We start from the raw sequence: 24,288 nt of genomic DNA on the forward strand, positions 1-24,288 counted from the left end.
CTTCGACTACGCTCAGGCTGACAAAAAAGTGGGCGCTCAGGCTGACAGAGCAAGTAACCTTACTTCTTCTAAACCGACAGCGCCGAAGCCTCCCGACTAATCAACGCCTCTCTATCCGGCCCGGTAGAAATAAACGTAATCGGCAATTTCAATTCTTCTTCCAGGAACTTCACGTATGCCAGCAACTCCTCGGGAATTGCATCGAAATCGTGGATTCCGTCTAATGATTGCTGCCAGCCTTTAAAATCTTTGTAAACAGGCTCAACTGTTTCATCGCACAAATCGTATGGCAGGTGATCAGTTAGGGAGCCGTCTGGCAGGCGGTAATTGGTGCAGACGCGGATGTTGTCAAAGATTGTCAATACATCCACTTTCATCATAATCAACTGCGTAACGCCGTTGATCATGATTGCATATTTCAATGCAGGCAGGTCAAGCCAGCCGCAACGACGTGGACGTCCGGTTGTAGCACCGAACTCGCGGCCTTCCTGGCGCATTTTTTCGCCTGTTTCTTCTAATAGTTCTGTTGGGAAAGGTCCGCTTCCTACGCGTGTGCAGTAAGCTTTGAAAATCCCGAAAACCTCTCCGATCTGGCTTGGTGCAATGCCAAGACCGGTGCAAGCGCCAGCCGTCATTGTTGTGGAGCTTGTTACAAATGGATATGATCCGAAATCAATGTCCAGCAAAGAGCCTTGTGCGCCTTCTGCCAAAACTGTTTTTGATGCTGCTAACGCCTCATTAACAACATATTCGCTATCCACCAATGTGAACTGCTTCATGAATTCGATCGCACCGAAGAAGTTTTCTTCTGATTTTGCAAGCACTTCCGAGTAATCAAATGCGTAGAAATCAAGGATTGTCTTGTGTGCGTCAACAAGCTTTTTATATTTAGCCGCAAAATTTGGAGAAAGAACATCCCCTACGCGCAGGCCTAATCTTGCCACTTTATCCTGATAAGCCGGTCCAATTCCTCTCAAAGTTGAGCCGATCTTGGAATCACCTTTCGAGCGTTCGTAAGCAGCGTCCAGCAAGGAGTGGGTAGGAACAATAATCGATGCTTTTTTGGAAACATACAGATTACTGATCAGGTCAAGGTTGTATTTGGCGAGATTCTCAATTTCTCTTTTGAAAACAATGGGGTCTAAAACGACTCCGTTTCCGATAATGTTCTGGATATCGCTGCGGAAAATACCTGATGGAATTTGGTGCAAAACATGCTTAATTCCATCAAATTCCAATGTATGACCAGCATTAGGCCCTCCCTGAAAACGGGCTACAACCTGATAACGTGGTGCCAGGACATCCACAATTTTACCTTTTCCCTCGTCTCCCCATTGAAGACCAAGTAATACGTCAACTTTCATTCAATTTATGATTACTGAAACTAATATGGTGTAAGGTTGGCCGGGCAAACGAATGCTGCCCGGCCCAATGTTGTATTATCTGTCTTCGTAAACAGCAGAAGTTTCCCGGACCTCGTTCCGGTTCTGGCAGTTTTCTTTGGTGCAGTTTCCATAAAAAATAAGCGAATGGTGCATCACGCTGAAATTCAGCATTTCACCGACCATATTCTGAATAGACTGGATCCGTGGATCGCAGAATTCCATCACTTTATGGCAATCCGTGCAGATCAGGTGATCATGCTGTTTGTTGCCATAGGATTTTTCGAATTGCGCGAGGTTTTTGCCAAACTGGTGTTTGGTAACCAGGTCACAATCCACGAGAACGTCTAATGTATTGTAAACTGTCGCGCGGCTAACTCGGTAACGCTTGTTTTTCATGCTGATGTAAAGCTCGTCTACATCGAAGTGATCTTCCCTGGTGTAGATCTCTTCCAGGATCGCAAAGCGCTCTGGCGTTTTACGCAGTCCTTTATTTTCCAGGTAAGCCGTTAAGATTTTCTTTGCGGCTTCAAAATTCGGTTTGCTGGCTTGTGGCATATCTCTGATATTCTTGCGCGAAAATACGCTTTTTTACTTAAATCACAGTCACTTTCACAGTCTTAGTTCAGACTATCCAATTTTATAACACATGAGCATGCTAATCGTCACTATGGTTATTTGCCGCTCAGGTTTGTGTCAAAACGCTGCACATTGTAAACGCCTTCCACCTGCTCCAATTTACCAATCAAAATATCTAAGTGCTTGGTGTCCTGTACATAAAGCTTGATATCACCATTGAAAACTCCATCTTTTGTATCAATGGTGAGCCCTCTCATATTAATATGCAGCTCATTGGAAATGATCCTCGTGACATCATTCACCAAGCCCACCCGATCGGTTCCGGAAAGGTAAAGTCCGGCCAGGAATGCCTCGTCCTTGCCCGATTCCCATTTGGCCTTGATAATGCGGTTTCCGTGTTTGGACATTAGTTCCGCGGCATTCGGGCAGGTTGTTCTGTGGATTTTAATGCCTTCATTAATGGTCACAAAACCAAAAACGTCATCACCCGCAATCGGATTGCAGCAGACAGCGAGTTTGTAATCGATTTTATCCATGTCGTCACCGATCAGGAGCGTGTCGCTGTCCGCCCGGTCGCCATGAATGTGTTTCAAAAACTTGGTTAATGTCTTCCCATCGCCAGATCCTGTTGCAGGAGCAGGATTCGCTGTTGTGCTATCCGTAGCCTTGCGCTCTTTTGCCTCCTTATCGCGCTTAAATCGTTTTAATTCATCAAGTTGAATGTAACCTTTTCCTATTCTGTAAAAGAAATCGGCTGCTGTTTTACATTCAAAAAACGCTCTCAACTGATTAACAACTTCCGCTGTAAGCTCAATCCCAAGAATTTTTAGCTTTTTCTCAACCATCTGACGACCGTCCGTTTCGTAACGACGATTATCTTCTTTGAGAAAATCCTTAATCCGTGCACGTGCTTTGGATGTTACGACAATGCGCAGCCAGTCTTCATTCGGTTTTTGCTTGCCGGAAGTGATGATTTCAATCTGATCGCCATTATTCAGCACATAACTGATCGGAACCAGGATCCCGCCCACTTTGGCGGCCATGCAGTGCGCCCCAACTTCCGAGTGGATATCAAATGCAAAGTCCAGCGCCGTGGCACCGCTTTGCAGCACTTTCAATTCTCCTTTTGGTGTAAAAACAAAAACCTCTTCATTGAATAAATTGCTCCTGAACTCATCCAGGAATTCAATAGCGGCCGTTTTGTCCCCAAAACCATTCTCCAATGTCTCCCTAACCTGCGTGATCCATTGTTCAATGTTGCCTCGCACTTTGGTGTCATTGCCTTTATATTTCCAGTGCGCCGCATAACCTTTCTCCGCAATCTCATCCATACGCGAAGTCCGGATCTGCACTTCCACCCACTGCCCGCTTTTGCTCATTACCGTCGAGTGCAATGATTGGTAACCATTCGCACGCGGCGTGCTCAGGAAGTCCTTCAACCGGTCCGGGTTAGGCTTATAATGGTCTGTTACAATGGAATAAGCCTGCCAGCAGATCGCTTTTTCCCTGTCATTTTCAGCCGACGATTCTAAAACAATCCTGATGGCAAAAAGGTCATAGATTTCTTCAAAAGGCTTATTCTGTTTTTTCATCTTATTCCAAATCGAATAAATCGACTTGGGACGGCCTTTCAGAATGAAATTTAACCCGGCAGCTTCCAGATCCTGGGCAATAGGCTCCATGAACTTCGCAATGAAGCGGTCACGAATGCCTTTGGTTTCTCTCAGCTTTCTCGCAATGGCTCGATACTCCTGCGGCTCGGTATATTTCAGATAGAGTTCTTCCAGCTCAGATTTAATGCTGTAAAGCCCAAGCCTGTGCGCAAGCGGCGCATATATGAAGATTGTTTCAGAAGCGATTTTAAGCTGCTTGTCGCGCGGCATGCTGTCCAGCGTCCGCATATTGTGCAGCCTGTCAGCCAGCTTTACCAGGATCACACGCACGTCATCCGACAGCGTGAGCAGCATTTTACGGAAATTTTCGGCCTGTTGGGAGGATCCGTATTCAAATCGGCCCGAAATCTTGGTCAGGCCATCAATGATCTTCGCTACTTTCTTCCCGAAAAGCCGCTCAATGTCCTCGATACGCATATCCGTATCCTCAACAACATCATGAAGCAATGCGGCAACAATGCCAGTCGTACCCAATCCAATTTCTTCAACAACGATCTGGGCAACGGCAAGCGGATGATAGATATAAGGTTCCCCCGACCGGCGACGCATGTCCTTATGCGCGTCAACGGAGGTGTAAAAGGCTTTTTTGATTAATTTTGCATCATTATCCTTCAAAAAGGGCTTGGCTGTTCGTAATAACCTCCGGTATTTTTTGAGAATATCCTTACGCTCCTGTTCCAGATCAATGGTGAGGGGTTCAACGAGTTGCTCCACTGCTATATTTTAATTGGTATGCTTCACCAAAATAACAAATTTTGACGACATTTTTCAATTTAATTTTACCTGAAAATAAAATTTTTGAAAAAGTTTGCATCTCTATAAAAAATAAGAATACCTTTGCACTCCCAATTCGACAAAAGGCGTCGAAAAAGGCAAATAAGTGAGCGGGCGTGGCGGAACTGGTAGACGTGCTAGACTTAGGATCTAGTGCCGCAAGGCGTGGGGGTTCGATTCCCTCCGCCCGTACGAATAACAAGGGAATGACGGGGCGTCAAGATTCCTATCTCGATAAGAAAGATGAACTGCTCCGAAGTAAAACCCGTCAAATGCCCTCAGGACATAGTTTTGAGGGCATTTTTGTTTTTCTTTTCTATTTAATCTAAAAGGTTTTTACCATAGCATAAGCGACACATGGAAGTTGTATTAGAACAAAATTCGCCAACATTAGCCTCTCTGAAAGTAACGTTGACAAAAGACGATTATCAGCCAAAAATTGATAAGACGATCAAGGATTACTCCAAGAAGGTTAACCTGAAAGGCTTTCGTCCGGGTAAAGTGCCATCCCATGTGATTCAACGCATGTATGGTAAGAGTATTCTGGTTGATGAGGTGAACAACCTGTTAAGCACTGCGGTAAGCAGCTACATCAGAGAAAACAAATTGCAAGTGGTTGGTGACCCTGTTCCCAACCGCGAAAAAGCTGCGGAAGTAAACTGGGACAGCCCAAGCGAGCTGGAATTCATTTACGACCTGGGTGTTGCAACCGATTTCGATGTTAATTTTTCTGAGCTTCCTGCTGTGAAACGTTACACTATTAATGTGGACGATGCAGAACTGAATAAAACCATTGAAAGTCTGCGTGAGCGTTTTGCTGAAAATATCCACCCTGAAGTAAGTGAAGAAGGTGATATGATCTTCGGAGAATTGAAACAGGAATCTTCTGAATTCACAACCCGCACTGCCATTCCTACCAAACAGGTGAAATCAGACGCGCTGGCGAAATTCATCGGTGTTAAAAAAGGCGACGAAGTTGTTTTTGACATTCAAAATACATTTTCCGACGAAGCTGCAATTGCGCATGTTACAGGAAAGAAAAAGGAAGATGTTGCAGAACTTTCTGGTGACTTCACATTGGTTGTTGAAGACGTAACCCGTTCAGCAGCATCAGAATTGAACCAGGATCTTTTTGACAAAGTTTTAGGCGTAGGACAAGTTGAAAGCGAAGAGCAGTTCAACGAGAAATTGCTTGAAATCATCAAAGGCAATTACGAGCGCGAAACAGAAGCATTGCTTCGTCGTGATATCGAGAATGCTTTATTGGAAAGCATTAACATTGAACTTCCAGGTGACTTTCTGAAAGATTGGCTGGAGCGCACAAACGAAGGCAAATTTACCCGCGATCAGATCGAAGAGCAATTCGAAGATTTCAAAAAATCATTGAAATTGAGCCTGATCAAAAATAAAGTGGCTGACAGAGAAAGCGTTAAAGTAGAATATCCTGAAATCCTTGAATTTACCCGCAACATGGTGAAAGGACAATTCGGAATCTACGGCGACGACGACAGCATGAAAGAAACAATTGATCGCGTAGCGCAGGGTTATCTTGCGGACAAAGAGCGTGATAACTATACCAATGTTTTCAATCAGGTTTTTGATAACAAAGTAATGGAGATCATCCGCAGCCAGGTTTCTACGGATGAGCAGACCATTGAAGTAAGTGAATTTGAAAAACTGGCGAAAGGCGAAGAAGTAGCTGCTTAATCCGTTTCAATAATATTTTTTTTCACCGTCCGGGCACCGCCCGGCGGTGTTTTTATTTAAAGCCTATCCTTTCGCGTTCTTCGCCAATGTGACGAATGATCCCGTCACCAAACCATTGCTTGAATTTCATTTTCCACTGATCGAGATCGTTCTGCATTCTCCTGTTTTCGGCCAGTAACCGCGTGTTTTCCTGCCGAAGCCACTCTGTTTCTGACATGGAAAGTGAGTCGAAACCCAACAGTTCGGAAAGCGGCACATCGAGTAATTTCGCTATATTTTCAACCCTGGAAACAGATAATTCGGTTCTTCCCCTTTCCAGGTCGCCGTATGCGGTGGTGGACAGGCTGAGCATGTCCGCCATATTTTCCTGAGAAAGGCCCTTTTGCAGCCGGATCAGGCGGATTCGTTCTGATAAGTTTGATGCGACATTCATAGCTATAATATGTTATTCTGCTTTTGAATCAATTCATAATGCAATGTAATCAAGACCTCGATTGCTGACTCTCGCAATTTTCGATAATTTATCGCTTCAATAGACAAGGATTATTCAATGAAATAATCAATTTTGTGAAGTCCAAATGACAAACAGGGCCGATTATAATCAGAAACTAACATATAGCGCTTTTTGTTCTTTTAGTTATTTGCCCTTTAATTATAATTTCAATTAAAATTTAAATTGATCGATGAACCACGGAAATGAATTTAGAAAATATGCCGTTCACCACCTTGGAATGAATGGCCTTACAGTTGACGGTTACGTAAACCACACCATTGAAAATATGACGCGCTCGGTCATTGAAGAGCGTCCGATGAACTTCCGTGAAGTCGATGTATTCTCGCGCCTTATGGCCGACCGCATTATTTTTATGGGAACTGGTGTTGACGATAACATTGCCAACATCATTGTTGCACAGCTTTTGTTCCTCGAATCTGCCGATGCAAAAAAAGACATCCTGATGTACATTAACAGCCCGGGAGGTTCTGTTTACGCTGGATTAGGGATTTATGACACCATGCAATATGTGCGTCCGGACGTTGCAACGGTTTGTACAAGCCTTGCAGCTTCTATGGGAGCGGTGTTGCTTGCAGGCGGTGCAGCTGGCAAGAGATCAGCACTTCCACATGCCCGCGTCATGATCCACCAGCCATCGGGTGGTGCGCAGGGAACGTCTGTTGACATTGAAATCACTACACGTGAAATCGTAAAATTACGTCACGAGTTGTACGAAATCCTTGCCAACCACACGGGTCAAACTCCTGAGCAAATTGCGATCGACTCCGACCGAGATAAATGGTTAAAAGCCTTAGAAGCAAAGGAATACGGCTTGATCGACGAAGTTTTGACAAGAGACAAATAACGATCATAAAATCCAATAAGAGCCGCCCGGACAAGCTGTTGTCCGGGCGGCTCTTATTATAAGGGTTATATGCAATTTGGTAACCCGGACAAAAAACCGGAAATTTGTAATTGTCACTACATGAATGAATGTCGGAAAGATTTTGAAACAATAATTTCTGTCTTCTTGTTAATGTGACTTCTGGTTTGTTTTATCCGTTCAGGACTTGCCAGTCGGCGGCAAACCGGCAAATTTTTAAAATATATCAAAATCAATGGCACAAGTTAGTTGTTCGTTCTGCGGACGTAAGAAAAACGAAGTAGATCTTTTACTTTCCGGAATCGATGCACACATATGTAATCACTGCATAGCGCAGGGACATCAGGTTATAACAGAGGAGTTGGGCTCCAAAGAAGATAAAAAGGAGAAAAAAACGAAGTTGCCCAAGCTTAAACCCATTCCTCCACACGAAATCAAGCATTTTCTCGAACAATATGTGATCGGCCAGGACGAAGCAAAACGCTCATTGGCAGTCGCCGTTTACAATCATTACAAACGTCTGAATCAGCCTAGTACAGAGGATGATGTGGTGATTGAAAAATCAAATATCATTATGGTGGGCGAAACCGGAACGGGTAAAACTTATCTGGCCAAATCCATCGCACGCATTCTGCAAGTTCCTTTCTGCGTTGCGGATGCAACAGTTGTAACGGAAGCGGGTTATGTGGGTGAAGATGTAGAAACAATTTTGACAAGATTACTGCAAGCTGCGGACTACAATGTGGAAGCAGCAGAGCGCGGAATTGTTTACATTGATGAAATTGATAAAATCGCCCGTAAGTCGGACAATCCTTCGATTACGCGCGACGTGAGTGGCGAAGGCGTTCAGCAGGCACTTTTGAAGTTATTGGAAGGCTCTTCTGTAAATGTTCCACCACAAGGCGGCCGCAAGCACCCGGATCAAAAAATGATCACTTTAAACACGGAAAACATTCTGTTCATTTGCGGTGGCGCATTCGACGGCATTGAAAGGCACATTGGAAAACGCATTAACACGCGCCCGATCGGTTTTTCAGGCGATAACCGGATCATAGAGATTTTTGATAAAGGAAATCTGATGCGCTATGTGACCGCTATGGATCTTAAATCATTTGGTCTGATCCCCGAATTAATTGGTCGTCTGCCTGTTTTGACCCATTTAAATCCATTGGATCGTGAAACATTGCGCCGGATTTTAACGGAGCCTAAAAATGCTTTGGTAAAACAATACGCCAAACTCTTCTCCATGGAAGGCATAACCTTGCATTTTGAAGATGAAGTGCTCGATTTCATCGTAGATCAGGCGATGACTTACAAACTTGGGGCACGCGGCTTGCGCGCAATATGCGAGTCGATTATGACCGATGCCATGTTTGATCTGCCTTCTCAAAAAGACGTAAAAGAATTCACGCTATCGCTGGATTACGCGAAAGACAAGTTCGAGAAATCTTCCATGTCATTACTACGCTCAGTGGCTTAGAAAAGCGATTAACAATATTTATAACGCCCTGCTTTCCTAATCGGAATTCAGGGCGTTTTACTTTCTATGGCAATAGTCCTATTTTGCATTAAAATTAAATTGAAAAATGGAAAATTGGTTAGCAAACAAGTCTATTGTAATTATTGGAGGAACGACTGGTTTGGGCTTTTCTGCTGCTAAGGCTTTTGTTAGAAATGGTGCCAATGTGGTTGTTGTAGGCCGAAACCCTGAAAACTGCCTCGTTGCCGAGCTGCATCTGGGCAATACGGCCCGTGCCAAACAAGGAGACGCTACGCACCCGCAAACTGCTTTGGACGCCATTCAGCTCTGTATTCGTGAATTCGGAAGTTTTGACGGGCTATATCACGTTGCTGGCGGAAGCGGTGAGCAATTTGGCGATGGTCCTTTGCACGAACTGTCGCTCGAAGGATGGAATAAGACGCTTGATCTGAATTTAACTTCCCTAATGCTCTCAAACCAGGCTGCTATCCGCACGTTTATGGGGATGAACAAAGGCGGGAGCATATTGAATATGAGTTCCGTGCTGGCCCATGCGCCCGCGTCGCAGCATTTCGCCAATCACGCCTATGCCACGGCGAAGTCCGCGGTGATCGGTTTTTCCAAATCCATTGCAGCTTCCTATGCTTCTAAAAACATCCGGGTAAATGTTTTAACACCGGGCATTATCGAAGGTGTGGAAAACAGCACCGAAGCATCCGATAAATTCATAAAAAGCAAACAGCCACTCGATGGCGGTCGTTACGGCCTGCCCAGCGATCTGGACGGTGTTTCGGTTTATTTTATGTCTGATTACGCACGATTTACTACCGGGCAGATATTCACCGTGGATGGCGGTTGGGAGATTACGGATGGACAATTTTAGCAATTACAAACCTTAGTTGTGTGAAGAAATTGAGTCAGCTGCACCAAACGTCACTTTTTTTCTTTTATTCGCGTAAATTCGTTCAATAAGTCGTTCAGGCTTGTTGGTTTTTAACTCACGCAATACAAAAAATATGGCAACCGGCCCCATTGTAACGCTTACCATTAATCCCGCGCTTGATAAAAGTTCAAATGTTTCACGCATTGTGCCCGACAATAAACTGCGCTGCGATGCCCCGAACTTTGAAGCAGGCGGCGGCGGCATTAATGTTGCCAAAGCCGTGCACAGACTGGGTGGAAATCCGATAGCCATATTTACGATAGGCGGCCCTACGGGTCAGCGCCTGCATAAATTGGTGAAGGCCGAAGGGGTTGAAACCATGGTGATTGAAACGAAACAGTGGACAAGGGAGAATTTCCATGTGCTGGAAACGAGCACCGGATTCCAATATCGCTTCGGAATGCCTGGAACAGAAATGATGCCTACCGAAGTGAGGTCTATTTTGGAAACATTGGAAGAACTGGATCCGAAACCTTCCTACATTATAGCCAGCGGAAGTTTGCCGCCGGGTGTTCCGGTCGATTTTTATGGACAAATTGCTAAAATAGCCAACCAGCAGGGCGCGAGATTCATTGCGGATACATCCGGTGACGCGCTCCGTTATGCAACAGAATCAGGAATATATTTATTAAAACCCAACATTGACGAGCTAAGCGAGCTCGTAGGCGTCGAAAAACTGGAACTGGATGAAGTGGATGACGCCGCAAGAGCATTAATTATTCGTGGTCAATGCGAAATTGTAGTTGTTTCCATGGGAGCAATGGGTGCCATGCTGGTGACAGAAGATCAGGTTGAACATATCCCTGCCCCGCCGGTTGAACCGAAAAGCACAGTTGGCGCCGGTGATAGCATGCTTGCCGGCATTATATGGACATTGTCTCAGGGAAAATCCGTGCGGGAAGCGGTGCGAATGGGTGTTGCCTGTGGCACTGCGGCTACAATGAACTCAGGAAGTGAGCTGTTTAAAATGCAGGACGTGAACCGGCTTCTCGACTGGCTCAACCGTTACGGCAAACGTTATTCGGCGAGCTGATTTTTTCATTGCCAAAAGGTAAAATAGTAAGAAATTATTGCAACTGCCTTTTGCATAAAAAACATTCGTCATGCCTGAACAACATACCCGCCGCGACTTTGCAAAACTAACAGCGCTTACCGCTGCTGCCATAACATTTAAGCCCTTTTACATTCTTCATGCGAAGCCAAAGGTAGATGGCGAAGTAATCGGCCATGGATCTTACAAGTACAAGGTCCATCAGGGCTGGGGTAACCTGGATGCAGCCAAGTTTCCTGTCAACAACTGCCACGAAATGGTGCAGGACAGCAAGGGAAGGCTGATCATGGTGGGCGATGAAATCAAAAACAACATTCTCATTTACGACAGGTCGGGCAAATTGCTGGAAACCTGGGGTCACGAATTTCCCGGCGGGCATGGTCTGACGCTCTGGAATGCGAATGGCGAGGAATTCCTCTTTATCAGTGACCCTAACATTGGAAAAGTATTTAAAACTGACTTGAAAGGTAAAATTTTGCTCACCATCGAGCACCCTTCCAAAGTTGGGGCTTATAAAGAAGCCGATCCGTTCAAGCCAACGGAAACCGCCATTGGACCGGATGGAACAATCTACGTTGCGGATGGCTACGGCTCTCAGTGGATTTTGAGATACAACCAGAAAGGAGAATTCATTGATAAATTCGGTGGTTCGGGAGATGGAGACGCACAGTTTTCAACAGCACACGGCATAGCCATCGATTACCGCGACAAGGCCAATCCAACATTGATAGTAACATCCCGCGCACACAACGCCTTCAAAAAATTCACATTAGACGGGAAATATCTGAGCACATTATTCCTTCCGGGAGCCTTTGTTTGTCGCCCTGTGTTCCATGGCGATACACTTTTTGCAGGGGTTTGCTGGTCGAGGCTGCGTTATCTCAACCAAACGCCGAACTCCGGTTTTGTGACCATTATTGATAAAAACAACAAGGTAATCTCGAATCCGGGCGGCACAAAGCCCGTTTACGAAAACGGCGAATTGCAGTTAATGTTACAGGAAAAACCCATTTTCATGCATTGCCACGATGTTTGCGTGGACAATGACGAGAACATTTATGTATGCCAGTGGAATGCCAAGAAAACGTATCCGGTAAAGCTGGAAAGAGTTTAAAAGAATCCTCAGGCTGGTTCGCTTCCTCAGCGGATCAGCTTGATTGTAATTCCATTGACAACCATTGTCCCGATGGTTAAGATCCCGTAAGCCGCTCCAATGGACATTTGCGGCACGAGCATCGCAACACCAACCAGGAAAGCCACAAATCCATATCCCGCCAAAAGCAACCCATAAAGAATCCGCACCGCCGCGTCAGAGCCTTGCTGCGAATGCGTGAAAACAGCCAATGTTGACGTCATAATAGGAAAAGGCGTCAGGATTCCGCTCCAAGTCGGGCCGAGATAATCGGCAGCCTGCGTCAATAACACCACAAAAAACGTCGCAACGAGCATGCGCAGAGGAATGTCATACACCGGCTGCTTTCTGGATTCAGCCTTCCCTTTTGGTTTTGGAAAGAAATATAAAACCGCCGTTAGCACAACGAGATTCAGCAAAACCGCGGAAACCAGAGAAATGGTGTTTCCCAAAGACAAAACCGCAACGATAAAAAAGACCACATAACTGATCAAAACGGTGGGTAACCATGAAAGGCGCGATGAAACGATGGAGTAAACCAATGCAAAAAGCATTGTTCCGACCGAGCCTAATAACGCAGAAGTAATTGTGGACGCCGCGAATAATGGCCCGTGTTCCAGTGCGATAAAAAATGAGATCGGTCCGGCGACCCAGGGAAATCCGCCGATCCAGCCTCCCAGCCCTTCCCCCCATTTTCTCACAGCAAGTGTCACTCCGGCGATGAGCGGGGGCATAAGCAATATTTTAGCAAGAAGCAGATCAGACAAAGCAGCAGGCGTAAATTGTAATTACAAATTTACATTTCAGCCATTAAATCGCTGTTAAAATCCTGAAATTGTTCCTGCTTTTATTTGCAACACAGTTGCAGATAGTATACTTTTGCAACATTGTAACACCTTAATGTTACGCAAACCTCTGTTATCAGGCATATCGTGCTGGCAATGAACCGGATTGTTTTCAGTTTTCTTATTGTAATTACTTCCTTTACCGCACGTGCCCAAACGACGGATTGCGCTTGTTTTGTGAAGGGAGTGGTTAAAGATCAGCACACCGGACAGCCGATCGTAGGCGCAACCGTTTTGATAGTTGGTCAGAACAGCGGCGTTTTTACAGATGAAAACGGACGTTATGAGCTGCGCAATCTCTGCCCCGGCGCTTATACATTGGAATGCAGGATCATTGGTTATAACCCTTTTCGCGAAAAGCTGGACTTAACGGCAGGGCATGAAGAAAACTTCAATCTGCTGGAACAGGAAGTACATTTAAAAGATGTGGAAATAACCGCGCACAGGACCGACGCGCCAAGTTCTCAGCCATTGTCGACCATTAGCGGCAGCGATCTTGAAAAAACCCGTGGACAAAATCTGGCCGAAAGTTTGAAAGGATTTACAGGCGTAACGTCTCTACAAACCGGCTCATCGATCTCCAAACCCGTTATTCACGGCCTGCATAGCAATAGAATTCTCATTATGAACAATGGCGTGCGCCAGGAGGGCCAGCAGTGGGGATCCGAACACGCACCCGAAATTGACCCTTTTATAGCAACAAGATTATCTGTCGTGAAAGGCGCGGCTGGCGTGCGTTATGGCTCCGATGCGATCGGTGGCGTTATTCTCGTGGAGCCGGAAGAGCTTCCTTTTGATAAGTCATTAAGCGGCGAATTGAATGCGGTGGGTTTTACCAATGGCAGACAAGGCGTTTTGTCGGGCACTCTGCAAGGCGGCATTAAGGGTTTCAAAGGTTTTGGATGGAGAGCGCAGGGAACGATGAAAAGAGGCGGAAACATCAGAACACCGGGTTATTTCCTGGATAATACGGGAATCAGTGAAAAGAATTTTTCGCTTGCAGCAGGTTACAGGAATAAGGGTTTAGGAATTGATGTCTTTTACAGTCGTTTCGATACCAAAATCGGCATATTTTCCGGTTCACACATTGGCAGCGTAACGGATCTGTTGAATGTGATTGAAAATGGTGAGCCGTTCGTGAAATCGGGGTTCAGTTATGACATTGCCCGGCCGAATCAGAATGTGAGCCATGAGCTCATGAAGGCCGAAACACATTATCATTTTCAAAATGGCAACCGTTTTCAATGGACCATTGCGCGGCAATTGAATGACCGGAATGAGTTTGATTTACATCGGCCCAGAAACGATTCCATAGCGGCCCTGAACCATCCCGAACTGACTTTTAAGCTCACAACATTAACCAACGATGTGATCTGGGACCATAAGCCTATTGCCGGAAAACTGGCTGGCCAGCTTGGAATCAGCACATTATACCAATATAACTTAATGGACGGCCGGCCGCTGATCCCGAACTTTAACCAATTTAATATTGGATTTTTCTGGATGGAGCGCTATGTAAAGAATGGTTGGGAGCTGGAAGCGGGCGTGCGTTACGATTACCGCACATTAACGTCTTTCAGGATTGTGAACCGGGAAAAAGTGTCCCAGGATTTCAAATTTTCCAACTTTTCAGGGACGTTGGGTGCAACCAGAAATTTCTCGGAAAGATTTTCCGCGAGGCTGAATTTCGGAACGGCATGGCGTGCACCTAATGTAAGCGAACTGTTTAGCGACGGCGTGCATCATGGCGCTGCGGCTTTTGAAAAAGGCGATGCAACTTTACAGCCCGAAAAGGCGCTTAACACCATTGCCAGCCTCAAATATGCCAGCCCGAGGTTTACTGCCGAGCTAGGCGGTTACTATAACATGATCTCGGATTTTATCTATCTCAAACCACAACCTGAACCTATATTGACCGTCCGCGGCGCATTTCCTTATTTTAAATACACGCAAACGGACGCGACTTTTAAGGGAATTGATCTTTCTGCAAGTTGGGAAATTGTCAAATACACAACAGTTTCGAGCAAGCTGAGTTATCTGCGCGTGTATGACCAGCGGAATGACAATTATCTGGTTATGATCCCTTCCAACCGGATCGACAATCAGATCAAATATGAATTGCCGGAGGACGCTAAGTGGCATAAGGCCTATTTCTCAATTGGCAATCTGTTCGTAGCACAGCAAAAGCGTGTGCCGCCGGCGAGTGATTTTCTGGCGCCGCCCAAAGCCTATTCGCTGTGGAATGTGCAAGCGGGGTCGACATTCAATCTTTCCGAAAAACAACAGCTGGAAGTGGGCATCGCTGTCCAAAATCTATTCAATGTTGCCTATCGCGATTACCTGAACCGCTTTCGCTATTATGCCGATGATATGGGCCGCAATATTTCGCTGCGCCTGAAATGGAAGTTTGGCGCTTAAAATGATTTTTTACTCAATTACATAAATCCGTTAAATATGAAAATGACCCGCAGAATTTCCTGGACGTTACTTTTGGCTGTGGCCATGTCTTTTACGCAATGTAAAGACGCGGGAGATGATGTCCAGATCGATGATGAAAATGAATTGATCACTTCTGTAACATTGAAATTTACCGAGGAAGGCACGACTAACACAACCTCATTTTCTTACAAAGATGCCGACGGAGATGGTGGAAATGCGCCTACTCGGTTTGACACCATCGCATTGAAGCCCAATAAAACCTACACATTGGCGATCGAGTTGCTGGACGAAAGCAAAACGCCTGCCAGTAACATTACGGAAGAAGTTGCAGAGGAATCGGACGAGCATTTATTTGTTTACACCCCTACGCCATCCACATTGCTGACTTATACTTACGGGGATAAGGACATTAACAATTACGTGATCGGATTGACGGGCAAAGCAGTTACAACTGCGGTGGGAACGGGGAAACTGAGGGTGCAGCTGCGTCATCAGCCGGAATCAAAAAATGGCACGCCAAGCCCTGGCAGCGACGATGTAAGTCTGGAATTTACTTTAAAAGTGCAGTAAAATTAATTGCACTTGGGGCAAACTCCCTGGATCAGCAAATTGAAGTTTTCAGGCTGATAACCCTTTGGCAGTTGAACGGCAGGAATGTGCAGATTCTCAAGACAATTGGTTTCTCCACATTCACTGCATTTGAAATGAATATGGTCGTGGTGATGCTTTTCTTCTGAGCAGTTGTGCGAGCATAATGCGTAGCGCAAGCCTTCGTCGTCCAGCACTTTATGAATGATGCCTTTTTCAAGAAAGGTTTTTAACGTGCGGTAAATGGTTACGCGGTCGTAATTTTCGCCCAGCGCTCCTTCCAGATCACCGTGGGATAATGCATTTTTTTTACTGATAAATGTCGAAAGCACATCTTCACGGCATGTGGTTGTTCTCAGGTGATGCCCTTTCAATGTTTCTCTTAACTGATCCATTGTTTCCAATAGTTGATATTTTTTCTATTCTTTTTATAAAACCCTTCCCTTCAAAGTTAAGTTCTAATGCCGTCAATTTCAAAGTCTATTTGGTCAACACGTAAAAGGAAGCACACCGGGGTGAAAAATAATTGTGCAACTTTGTTGCAACTGATTAAGGTTAGGTTTATTTTTGCAACATTATTGTATAAAGGATGAAAGCGGAACACTCACATAGCAAAGCAGATTATATCGGAATCCTGGGTTCTGTGTTATGCATTGTGCATTGCCTGCTCATGCCAGCATTGGCATTTGGCACTACCCTGGGCTCGCATCACGAACATGCAGGATTGGTTTCACTTGATTATCTTTTTATAGTAATCAACGGGATTGCCGTGTTTTACGCAACCAAGAACCATAAATCGTTGGTAGTAAGGACTATTTTGTGGGGGGCACTAGCATTGTTCTCTGTTTCCCTGATCTTTGAAGCAGCGCATCCGATTTTCACCTGGTTGGGCTATATTGGCTCCGGTTTGCTGATCATCGGGCATTTGGTCAATCTGTACATTTGCCAGATCGCACCGAAGATGAAGTGGAAAGTTTCCTGATTTTACTTGTCGTATTCTACTTCAAACCGACTTAAATCCGGCCTATTCGGCCTTTTTCGGCTCAATTCGTATTCAAAAATGGTCTTGCCTAAATCGGCCATAAACGGAAAGCCAACCGTTTCATAATCATATTTATTGTCGTTAAAGATCTCGTCTTCATTACAATAAATAACCGCCGTCAGCATAAATTCAATTCCCTTTTCAAAATCGGCGATGTAGGCATTGTCCAGAAGAAAACCGTAAGCATCCCCAACCTTATTAAAAAGGCGAATGTGCCTTGGTAACCGCGTTTTAGTGGCGCCAAAAAGCAGGAATTTGGCATATCCATCATAGTAATCGTCCGTGTAATGTTCAGGAAAACTCGTTTCGACCGGAAATTGAGACATATACTGATACATAAACCGATAATCCTCCGGGGTAAGATTAAAGCGCTGGCTTGCAGGCATTTGATCTGGAAAAAACAATGTTTTCAGCAACCGGTGCTGGTCTTCCAGTGCAAAGTAATTTTTGCTCGAAAAATCAAAAGGTTCATTGACCAGTTCATCCCCTTTCATATAACCCTTACCTTTTAGAATAGGCTCCGGCGATTTCAGCTCTTTTGCCGCATACTTCGCAGGTTGTTCTAAAATCACTTTCCCGTCTTTCTCAAACCGGATTGGATTGGTATATCGGTTATTTTCAGGTCCTAAGGGTGATTCCAGCCTGTGCGTGATCCTCACATTCGTAAAGCCTTTTTTGTGCAGGGAATCATTGAATTCTTCCTGCCCTATAAACTCGTATAACCTGTTAAATGCATCGTTATCACTCACCAGCAGGATCTTTTTAGCATAATGTGCTACGGAAGGAAGGCCGGCTTCTGCTGTGGAATCTGATTTTACTGAGGTTTGCTCAGGCCTGTCTGCGCCAGTAAACATTGGCGTGTTCTTGTCGATGCCCAGCTTATTCAGTTTTTCAAATGCCAGTGCAACGGCGGGAAGCTTTACGGTGCTTGCGGGGTAAAAATATTGCGCATTGTTGACATGATAGCGGTGAGTTGTAAAATGCGGCTCGTTCTTGCGGTTTCTGTCAATCTTCGTATACAGAATCTGGATCTGATATTTGTCGGGGTTTTTGAGGATTTCGGCGAACCTTTCCGGGTGCTTTTTTAGTAGTTTTTCAATAAAATGATCGGCCTGAAATTGTGCTGAAGAAGGCAATGCAACCAATGATAAAAGCAAGTGTAGCAACAATTTATAACCTCTAAACAAAATCATGGAAATCCCCGGGCACGTGTAAAACGAAGATACAATATTTATTTTAAAGGGTTAACGGAATTATATTTTACTGATAACGGCCTTTACTTATTTGAATGTAAACAATGGCGAAATAATGGAAGAAAATAAATTGCGCAGCCGCGGCTGGTTCGGGAAGTCGGGCAAGGATGGATTTATATACAGGGCCTGGATGAAAAACCAAGGCTATCCTGCAGATGAGTTTGAAGGACGACCTGTGATCGGTATTTGCAATACATTTTCTGAATTAACGCCTTGTAATGGTCATTTTCGGGAGTTAGCGGAATCGGTTAAACGCGGTGTCTGGGAAGCTGGTGGCTTTCCGCTGGAATTCCCGGTCATGTCCCTGGGCGAAACATTGATGAAGCCCACAGCCATGCTTTTCCGTAATCTGGCGAGTATGGATGTGGAAGAGTCGATCCGCGCAAACCCGGTTGACGGCGTTGTGCTGCTGTGTGGCTGCGACAAAACCACGCCATCGCTTGTCATGGGCGCTGCCAGCGTTGACATTCCCACCATCGTAGTCTCAGGCGGACCCATGCTGACCGGCCGTTACAGAGGCAAAAGCATTGGCACCAGCGATATCTGGCGTTTCAGTGAGCTGCACCGTAAAGGCGATCTCTCTCAGGACGAGTTTGCTACGGCCGAAGCTTGCATGTGCCGCAGCAACGGCCATTGCGCGGTGATGGGAACTGCCTCCACAATGGCCTGTATGGTCGAGTCGCTGGGCTTGACATTGCCTGAAAATGCGGCGATTCCAGCTGCGGATTCGCGGAGAAAAGTGCTCGCGCAACTGTCAGGACGCAGAATTGTACAGATGGTGCACGAAGATCTGCGCCTTTCTCAGATATTGACAAAAGAAGCTTTTGAGAACGCGATTATGCTGAATGCAGCAATTGGCGGCTCAACAAATTTTGTAATACACCTTCTGGCCATTGCGGGAAGAATCGGCGTCGACCTTTCGCTGGATCATTTCAATGACCTTTGTGCAAAAGTCCCCTTACTGCTCAATTTGCAGCCTTCCGGTGGTTATTTCATGGAGGATTTCTATTATGCCGGCGGATTACCTGTCGTGATCAAGGAAATGCTCTCACTATTGCATCCGAATGTGATCACAGCCAATGGTAAAACAATGGCCGAAAATTGCAGCACAGCTGAATGCTTCGACCCGGAAGTGATCGGGACGCTGGCAGAGCCGGTTAAAGACCTTACCGGGCTGGCCGTTGTACGTGGTAACCTCTGCGTTAACGGAGCGGTTATCAAACCATCCGCATCATTAAAACCGGAACTGATGCAGCATCGCGGGCGGGCCATTGTGTTTGAAGATATTGATGATTACAAAGCGCGCCTGGACGATCCGGACCTGGATGTGGATGAAAACAGCGTTTTGGTCCTTAAAAACGTGGGACCTAAAGGTTATCCGGGGATGCCGGAAGTTGGAAATATGTCCTTGCCAAAAAAATTACTGGCACAAGGCGTGATCGATATGGTTCGGATTTCCGATGGCCGTATGAGCGGAACGGGATTTGGAACGGTTGTTTTGCATATTTCACCGGAAGCAGCTGTGGGTGGAACGCTCGCTTTGGTGAGGGACGGCGATTACATTGTACTCGACGTGGAAAACCGGAAACTCCACCTGGAAGTGTCTGATGAAGAGCTGGATGAGCGCAGCAAATCGTGGAAACCACTTAATTTGGGCTATAACAGGGGCTATGTAAACCTGCATATCAACCATGTGATGCAAGCGCACGAGGGTGCAGATCTTGATTTTCTAAAAGGAAGATCAGGGGATAAAGTAACGAGAGATTCGCATTAAAAATGGGCCGTTTATCGGCCTGTTTGCCATAACAATATTATAATGGGCAGCCAATTATTTGATAATCAAGTAGCAATTGTAACAGGTGCAGGACAAGGAATTGGGTTTGTGATAGCCAAACAACTTGCATCGCAGGGCGCTTGCGTGATCCTTAACGACTTTGATGAGGATCTTGCGAAAGAGGCTGCAAAAAAAATCCGCGATTCGGAAGGAGAATGTGTTGCATTTGCCGGCGATGCCTCGAAGCTTGAAGTCATAGAAGGAATGGTGGAGGAAGCGGTCAAATGTTTTGGAAAACTATCCATTGTGGTTGCCAATGCCGGCATTACGCTTTTTGGAGACTTTTTTACCTATCCCGAGGAGAATTTAAGAAAGGTCCTCGAAGTAAATCTGATGGGATCTTTCTTACTGACACAAGCGGCTTCGCGTCAAATGCGCACACAAAAAACGGGAGGCAGAATATTGCTGATGTCGTCAGTTGTGGGACATCAGGCACACCAGTTCTTAGCTGCGTATGCGATGACAAAAGCGGGGTTGGAAATGTTGGCCAAAAATCTCGTACTGGAACTGTCCCCACATGGCATTACTATTAACACGGTTGCACCGGGAGCAACGCTTACCGAGAGAACATTAGCAGAAGATCCGACCTATCCCAAAATGTGGTCTGCAATTACGCCGATGGGCCGTCCGGCGATTTGTGAAGACATTGCTAATGCCGCATTATTCCTTCTCTCGCCGCATTCAGGGCACATTACAGGGCAAAGCCTTGTGGTGGACGGCGGCTGGACTTCTGTAAGTCCCTTGCCCGACCTAAGCAATCTGCATGTAAAAAAGTAGAAAATCAGTCTTCCATTCCCTGGGAAAACAGCTGGGCTTCCAGGTCGTCAATGTTTCCGTCCTTGGAAACAAAAAGTTCGCGTGGCTTGGAAGAAGCGACGGGAACAACCGTCATAAATGTGCGATATTGTTCGTCGCTGATGATTTTGAGCGCCAGCGCCCTTTTTAGCAACATAGGAAATGGCACTTTGAAGAAATTGGCAATATCGGAAGCAAGAAAACCGGGTATTTTGGAAATGTCATTCCTGAAAAAGCTTTCCACATCTTCAAAAGGCAGCAACGCGTCAAATATCAATTGCTCCGAACGCGCAGCAAGCGACATTGTATTGGCGTATAATGTTTGCAAGCCTAATGACACCGTCAGTAAATGAATGTGATAATTACGCTCATTGATCTCGGAGGCCGCATTGACAAACACCCATCCCTTTTGGCGGAATATTGCTGAAAACCCTTTAAATGCCGGATCAACATTATGAAGCTGAGCAATCTTAATTCCCTCAGGATAAGGCAATTTATGACCGATCTGATGAACGATATCCTGTGCATAGGAAATGTCGGCAACCTCGCCGGCAGGTTCGATCATCCAATCTCCATTCACTAATCCTTCAAAAAGCTGGTCAGCCAGGCGCTGACTTTCCACTTGACCAAGATGCAGGACGATCCGGTGGCCGCGTACCGAGAAATCGAGAAGTAGCTGGTTCTTTGGTTGCTTTTTACCCATAGTGTTTGGAAGTTGAGGTCAGAACTTCAAAGATACAGCCTTGCGCATTCCGCAGCAAAACCTTTCGGCTTTTTATCTCCAGTTCAATGTGTTCAAAAGCTGGATCATATCCTTTTGCAGATAATCAATGACAGGCGCCAGCGAATCATTTTTTGTGGCAGTCGGGAAGTAAATAGCGCCGCGCATGAAGTGCTTTGTGCTGTCCGTGGTGTAAAATTGATACGGGCTTGGCACATCGCCCTCAATCTTGAAAAGAATGGCTGTTTTACCGGTTTTACTCAAAACCCGCTGCTCCTGAATGGCAGAAGCCCGGATTTGATGCTTACTGGCGAGCTTATAGGAGTCATCAATGTAGGATTTCAGCAGGGCAGGATTATTGCCAATTTCCTTGTAAGTGATTTGAATGTTGGCCTTAAACTGAGGATAATTGATAAAAATCCAGTCCTTACCTGCCGTCCGAAAAGTGTCGGGTAAAGCTTCGGCATATTTGGAAATCTCGAAAGTGTAGGGATGCGATTGGGTCAATTTCTGATAAGCGTGTGGCGGCAGATCCACGCGATTAAATCCTTTCGGCCTGGGCACATAACGCTCTTCTTTTTTATTACATGATGTCAATACAGTGCAAATGACAGAGAAAAGCAGTATTTTTTTTAGCATTGAAATAATGTCTTTGGAGAAACTGGACGCGCAAACTTAACGAAAACAATTTTACATTATTTCCTGCTCAGGTTGTGTAAAACAAAAAGCGAAATTGCCCGTAAGACAACTTCGCTTTTTGGAATGATCAATCAAATGCTACTCAACCGTCACTGATTTCGCAAGATTTCGCGGCTGATCTACATTTCTGCCGCGCATAACGGCAATATAATAAGACAATAACTGCAGCGGGATCACCGAAACAAGCGGCGTAAGCAATTCATGAACCCTTGGAACCTCGATCACAAAGTCAACCATGCCAGGAATAAGCGTATCGCCCTCAGTAACAATGGCTATAACCCGCCCCTTCCGCGCTTTCACCTCCTGAATGTTGGAGACGATCTTCTCGTAAGAACCGTCTTTGGTTGCCAGGAAAACCACTGGCATATCCTCATCGATCAATGCAATAGGTCCGTGCTTCATTTCCGCGGCCGGATAACCTTCTGCGTGGATGTAAGAAATCTCCTTTAATTTGAGCGCTCCTTCCAGCGCAACCGGGAAGTTCAGCCCTCTTCCCAGGTAAATAAAGTTGCGTGCATAGGTGAAAATAAATGCAATCTCTTTGATTTTATCCGCATTCTCGAACACCTTTTCAACCTTCGCCGGAATCGTTTCGAGCTCAATCAATAACTGACGATAAGTTTCTTCGGAAATAGTGCCTTTCCGTTTCGCGGTTGCGATGGCGATTAATGTGAGCACAGTAACCTGCGCCGTGAATGCCTTTGTACTCGCAACCCCGATCTCAGGACCCGCATGCGTATATGCGCCTGCATGCGTTGCACGTGCAATGGAAGAGCCCACAACATTGCAAACGCCGAATATCGTCGCACCTTTAGACTTAGCCAGCTCGATAGCGGCCAACGTATCAGCCGTTTCGCCCGACTGTGAAATGGCGATAACAACGTCTTTTTCATTGATAACCGGGTTTCTGTAACGGAACTCCGATGCGTATTCGACCTCAACATTAACCCGGGCAAGTTCTTCGAACAGATATTCTGCCACAAGGCCAGCATGCCAGGAAGTGCCACAACCTACTATTACGATCCTCTCGGATTCTGCCAGTTTGTCGAGATAATTGCTTAGTCCGCCCAGTTGCAAATGTGCGTCGTCCGCACGCAACCTTCCGCGCATACTATCTGCGATGGAGCGCGGCTGTTCAAAAATCTCTTTGATCATGAAATGGTCGTAACCACCTTTTTCGATGGTTTCCAGCTCCATTTCCAGTTTCTGGATATAAGGGATTGTTTCGGTATTGTCGAGATTTTGTATGCTCAACCGCCCTTCACTGATCACTGCAACCTCATAATCATCGAGATAGACCACATCTTTGGTGTATTCAATGATGGGCGTTGCATCAGATGCGAAGAAAAATTCATCTTCTCCAATGCCGATCACCAATGGACTTCCTTTGCGCGCTGCGATCAGCTGACCGGGATGATCCAATGACATCACGACGATCGCGTAAGCGCCTACTACTTCTTTCAGCGCGAGTTTTACCGCTGATTCGAGCGAGCCGCCGGTTTCCTGCTGAATATCTTCTATAAAATGAATGAGAACCTCTGTGTCCGTATCACTCAGAAATTTGTGACCTTTTGTAACCAGATTCTGTTTAATCGAAGCGTAATTTTCTATAATCCCGTTGTGAATGATAGAAAGCCTGCGATTGTTGGAATAATGTGGATGTGCGTTTACATCATTAGGTTCGCCGTGTGTTGCCCAGCGGGTGTGCCCGATGCCAATCGTGGCGGTTAAATGTTTAGAAGCCAGCTCGCTTTCGAGGTCGGATACTTTGCCTTTTTTCTTATAAATATCCAACTTCTCATTTTCCAGCAAAGCAATTCCCGAACTGTCATATCCCCGGTATTCAAGCCTTTTCAGACCTTTCACAATTAAAGGATAAGCCTCTCTGCTTCCCACATAAGCTACAATTCCACACATATTTTAAAGATTAAGTTTGAGTGTATGTTAAATGATACGGTGCAAATAAATAGCAATC

21 protein-coding genes and 1 tRNA gene are annotated in these 24,288 nt (G+C 45.5%); 12 read left to right on the forward strand and 10 right to left on the reverse strand.

The genetic code is table 11. The features are described 5' to 3' along the window. Nucleotides 1–68: 68 nt before the first annotated feature. The 3 genes from NFI81_RS15455 to NFI81_RS15465 form a co-directional block, all read right to left on the reverse strand. On the reverse strand, nt 69–1,364 hold the full coding sequence (locus NFI81_RS15455; RefSeq protein ID WP_234611547.1) for an adenylosuccinate synthase: 1,296 nt from the start codon (nt 1,362–1,364) through the stop codon (nt 69–71). A 75-nt stretch (nt 1,365–1,439) separates the two neighbouring features. Continuing rightward, nucleotides 1,440–1,940 carry a Fur family transcriptional regulator gene (locus NFI81_RS15460; protein ID WP_026630576.1) on the reverse strand — a complete coding sequence of 167 codons (501 nt, stop codon included), beginning with the start codon at nt 1,938–1,940 and terminating at the stop codon, nt 1,440–1,442. 116 nt (nt 1,941–2,056) lie between these two features. Beyond that, on the reverse strand, nt 2,057–4,348 hold the full coding sequence (locus NFI81_RS15465) for a RelA/SpoT family protein (protein WP_234611546.1): 2,292 nt from the start codon (nt 4,346–4,348) through the stop codon (nt 2,057–2,059). Nucleotides 4,349–4,518: 170 nt separating this feature from the next. On the opposite strand from NFI81_RS15465, the gene NFI81_RS15470 reads away from it, so the two are divergent. Further along, nucleotides 4,519–4,600: transfer RNA gene (locus NFI81_RS15470), tRNA-Leu, on the forward strand. Between the two features lie 165 nt (nt 4,601–4,765). After that, on the forward strand, nt 4,766–6,115 hold the full coding sequence (gene tig, locus NFI81_RS15475; RefSeq protein WP_234611545.1) for a trigger factor: 1,350 nt from the start codon (nt 4,766–4,768) through the stop codon (nt 6,113–6,115). 52 nt (nt 6,116–6,167) lie between these two features. On the opposite strand, the gene NFI81_RS15480 is transcribed toward tig, so the two are convergent. Further along, the gene (locus NFI81_RS15480) at nt 6,168–6,548 is read right to left on the reverse strand and encodes a helix-turn-helix domain-containing protein (RefSeq protein WP_234611544.1); all 381 of its coding nucleotides are present in this window, start codon (nt 6,546–6,548) and stop codon (nt 6,168–6,170) included. Nucleotides 6,549–6,798: 250 nt separating this feature from the next. On the opposite strand from NFI81_RS15480, the gene NFI81_RS15485 reads away from it, so the two are divergent. The 5 genes from NFI81_RS15485 (at nt 6,799) to NFI81_RS15505 (ending at nt 12,079) form a co-directional block, all read left to right on the forward strand. Then, nucleotides 6,799–7,473, forward strand: a complete 675-nt coding sequence (locus tag NFI81_RS15485) for a ClpP family protease (RefSeq protein ID WP_234611543.1) — start codon at nt 6,799–6,801, stop codon at nt 7,471–7,473. 253 nt (nt 7,474–7,726) lie between these two features. After that, nucleotides 7,727–8,971, forward strand: coding sequence for an ATP-dependent Clp protease ATP-binding subunit ClpX (clpX, locus tag NFI81_RS15490; protein WP_234611542.1), 1,245 nt, complete (start codon nt 7,727–7,729; stop codon nt 8,969–8,971). Between the two features lie 106 nt (nt 8,972–9,077). Further along, nucleotides 9,078–9,854, forward strand: a complete 777-nt coding sequence (locus NFI81_RS15495) for an SDR family NAD(P)-dependent oxidoreductase (RefSeq protein WP_234611541.1) — start codon at nt 9,078–9,080, stop codon at nt 9,852–9,854. Nucleotides 9,855–9,987: 133 nt separating this feature from the next. Beyond that, the gene (locus tag NFI81_RS15500) at nt 9,988–10,947 is read left to right on the forward strand and encodes a 1-phosphofructokinase family hexose kinase (RefSeq protein ID WP_234611540.1); all 960 of its coding nucleotides are present in this window, start codon (nt 9,988–9,990) and stop codon (nt 10,945–10,947) included. A gap of 70 nt (nt 10,948–11,017) precedes the next feature. Next, entirely contained in the window at nt 11,018–12,079 is a 1,062-nt protein-coding gene (locus NFI81_RS15505; RefSeq protein ID WP_234611539.1) for a 6-bladed beta-propeller, read from the forward strand. A gap of 26 nt (nt 12,080–12,105) precedes the next feature. Here the strand turns inward: NFI81_RS15505 and NFI81_RS15510 are convergent, their stop codons facing one another. Beyond that, nucleotides 12,106–12,831 carry a hypothetical protein gene (locus NFI81_RS15510; RefSeq protein ID WP_234611538.1) on the reverse strand — a complete coding sequence of 242 codons (726 nt, stop codon included), beginning with the start codon at nt 12,829–12,831 and terminating at the stop codon, nt 12,106–12,108. 207 nt (nt 12,832–13,038) lie between these two features. Between NFI81_RS15510 and NFI81_RS15515 the strand changes: the two genes are divergently transcribed. Next, complete coding sequence (locus NFI81_RS15515; RefSeq protein WP_234611537.1) at nt 13,039–15,360, forward strand: TonB-dependent receptor; 2,322 nt, start codon at nt 13,039–13,041, stop codon at nt 15,358–15,360. A gap of 42 nt (nt 15,361–15,402) precedes the next feature. After that, nucleotides 15,403–15,951 (forward strand): hypothetical protein, encoded by a 549-nt coding sequence (locus tag NFI81_RS15520; RefSeq protein ID WP_234611536.1) that lies wholly within the window; start codon nt 15,403–15,405, stop codon nt 15,949–15,951. A gap of 2 nt (nt 15,952–15,953) precedes the next feature. On the opposite strand, the gene NFI81_RS15525 is transcribed toward NFI81_RS15520, so the two are convergent. Next, nucleotides 15,954–16,364: a Fur family transcriptional regulator gene (locus tag NFI81_RS15525; RefSeq protein WP_234611535.1), complete on the reverse strand. Its 411-nt coding sequence runs from the start codon at nt 16,362–16,364 to the stop codon at nt 15,954–15,956. Nucleotides 16,365–16,558: 194 nt separating this feature from the next. Between NFI81_RS15525 and NFI81_RS15530 the strand changes: the two genes are divergently transcribed. Further along, nucleotides 16,559–16,951 carry a MerC domain-containing protein gene (locus tag NFI81_RS15530; RefSeq protein ID WP_234611534.1) on the forward strand — a complete coding sequence of 131 codons (393 nt, stop codon included), beginning with the start codon at nt 16,559–16,561 and terminating at the stop codon, nt 16,949–16,951. A 2-nt stretch (nt 16,952–16,953) separates the two neighbouring features. Here the strand turns inward: NFI81_RS15530 and NFI81_RS15535 are convergent, their stop codons facing one another. Further along, a complete protein-coding gene (locus NFI81_RS15535; RefSeq protein ID WP_234611533.1) occupies nt 16,954–18,168 on the reverse strand; it encodes a serine hydrolase in 1,215 nt (404 codons plus the stop codon). 151 nt (nt 18,169–18,319) lie between these two features. On the opposite strand from NFI81_RS15535, the gene NFI81_RS15540 reads away from it, so the two are divergent. Next, nucleotides 18,320–20,038 (forward strand): IlvD/Edd family dehydratase, encoded by a 1,719-nt coding sequence (locus NFI81_RS15540; RefSeq protein ID WP_234611532.1) that lies wholly within the window; start codon nt 18,320–18,322, stop codon nt 20,036–20,038. Between the two features lie 42 nt (nt 20,039–20,080). Beyond that, entirely contained in the window at nt 20,081–20,875 is a 795-nt protein-coding gene (locus tag NFI81_RS15545) for an SDR family NAD(P)-dependent oxidoreductase (RefSeq protein ID WP_234611531.1), read from the forward strand. Nucleotides 20,876–20,879: 4 nt separating this feature from the next. Here NFI81_RS15545 and NFI81_RS15550 read toward each other — a convergent pair whose 3' ends face one another. From NFI81_RS15550 to glmS, 3 genes are all read right to left on the reverse strand, one after another. Next, the gene (locus NFI81_RS15550) at nt 20,880–21,596 is read right to left on the reverse strand and encodes a hypothetical protein (protein ID WP_234611530.1); all 717 of its coding nucleotides are present in this window, start codon (nt 21,594–21,596) and stop codon (nt 20,880–20,882) included. Nucleotides 21,597–21,668: 72 nt separating this feature from the next. Continuing rightward, nucleotides 21,669–22,253, reverse strand: a complete 585-nt coding sequence (gene gldD, locus NFI81_RS15555) for a gliding motility lipoprotein GldD (RefSeq protein WP_234611529.1) — start codon at nt 22,251–22,253, stop codon at nt 21,669–21,671. 138 nt (nt 22,254–22,391) lie between these two features. After that, on the reverse strand, nt 22,392–24,230 hold the full coding sequence (gene glmS, locus NFI81_RS15560; RefSeq protein WP_234611528.1) for a glutamine--fructose-6-phosphate transaminase (isomerizing): 1,839 nt from the start codon (nt 24,228–24,230) through the stop codon (nt 22,392–22,394). Between the last annotated feature and the right edge of the window lie 58 nt (nt 24,231–24,288).

Source organism: Dyadobacter fanqingshengii, assembly GCF_023822005.2.
Lineage (GTDB): Bacteria > Bacteroidota > Bacteroidia > Cytophagales > Spirosomataceae > Dyadobacter > Dyadobacter fanqingshengii.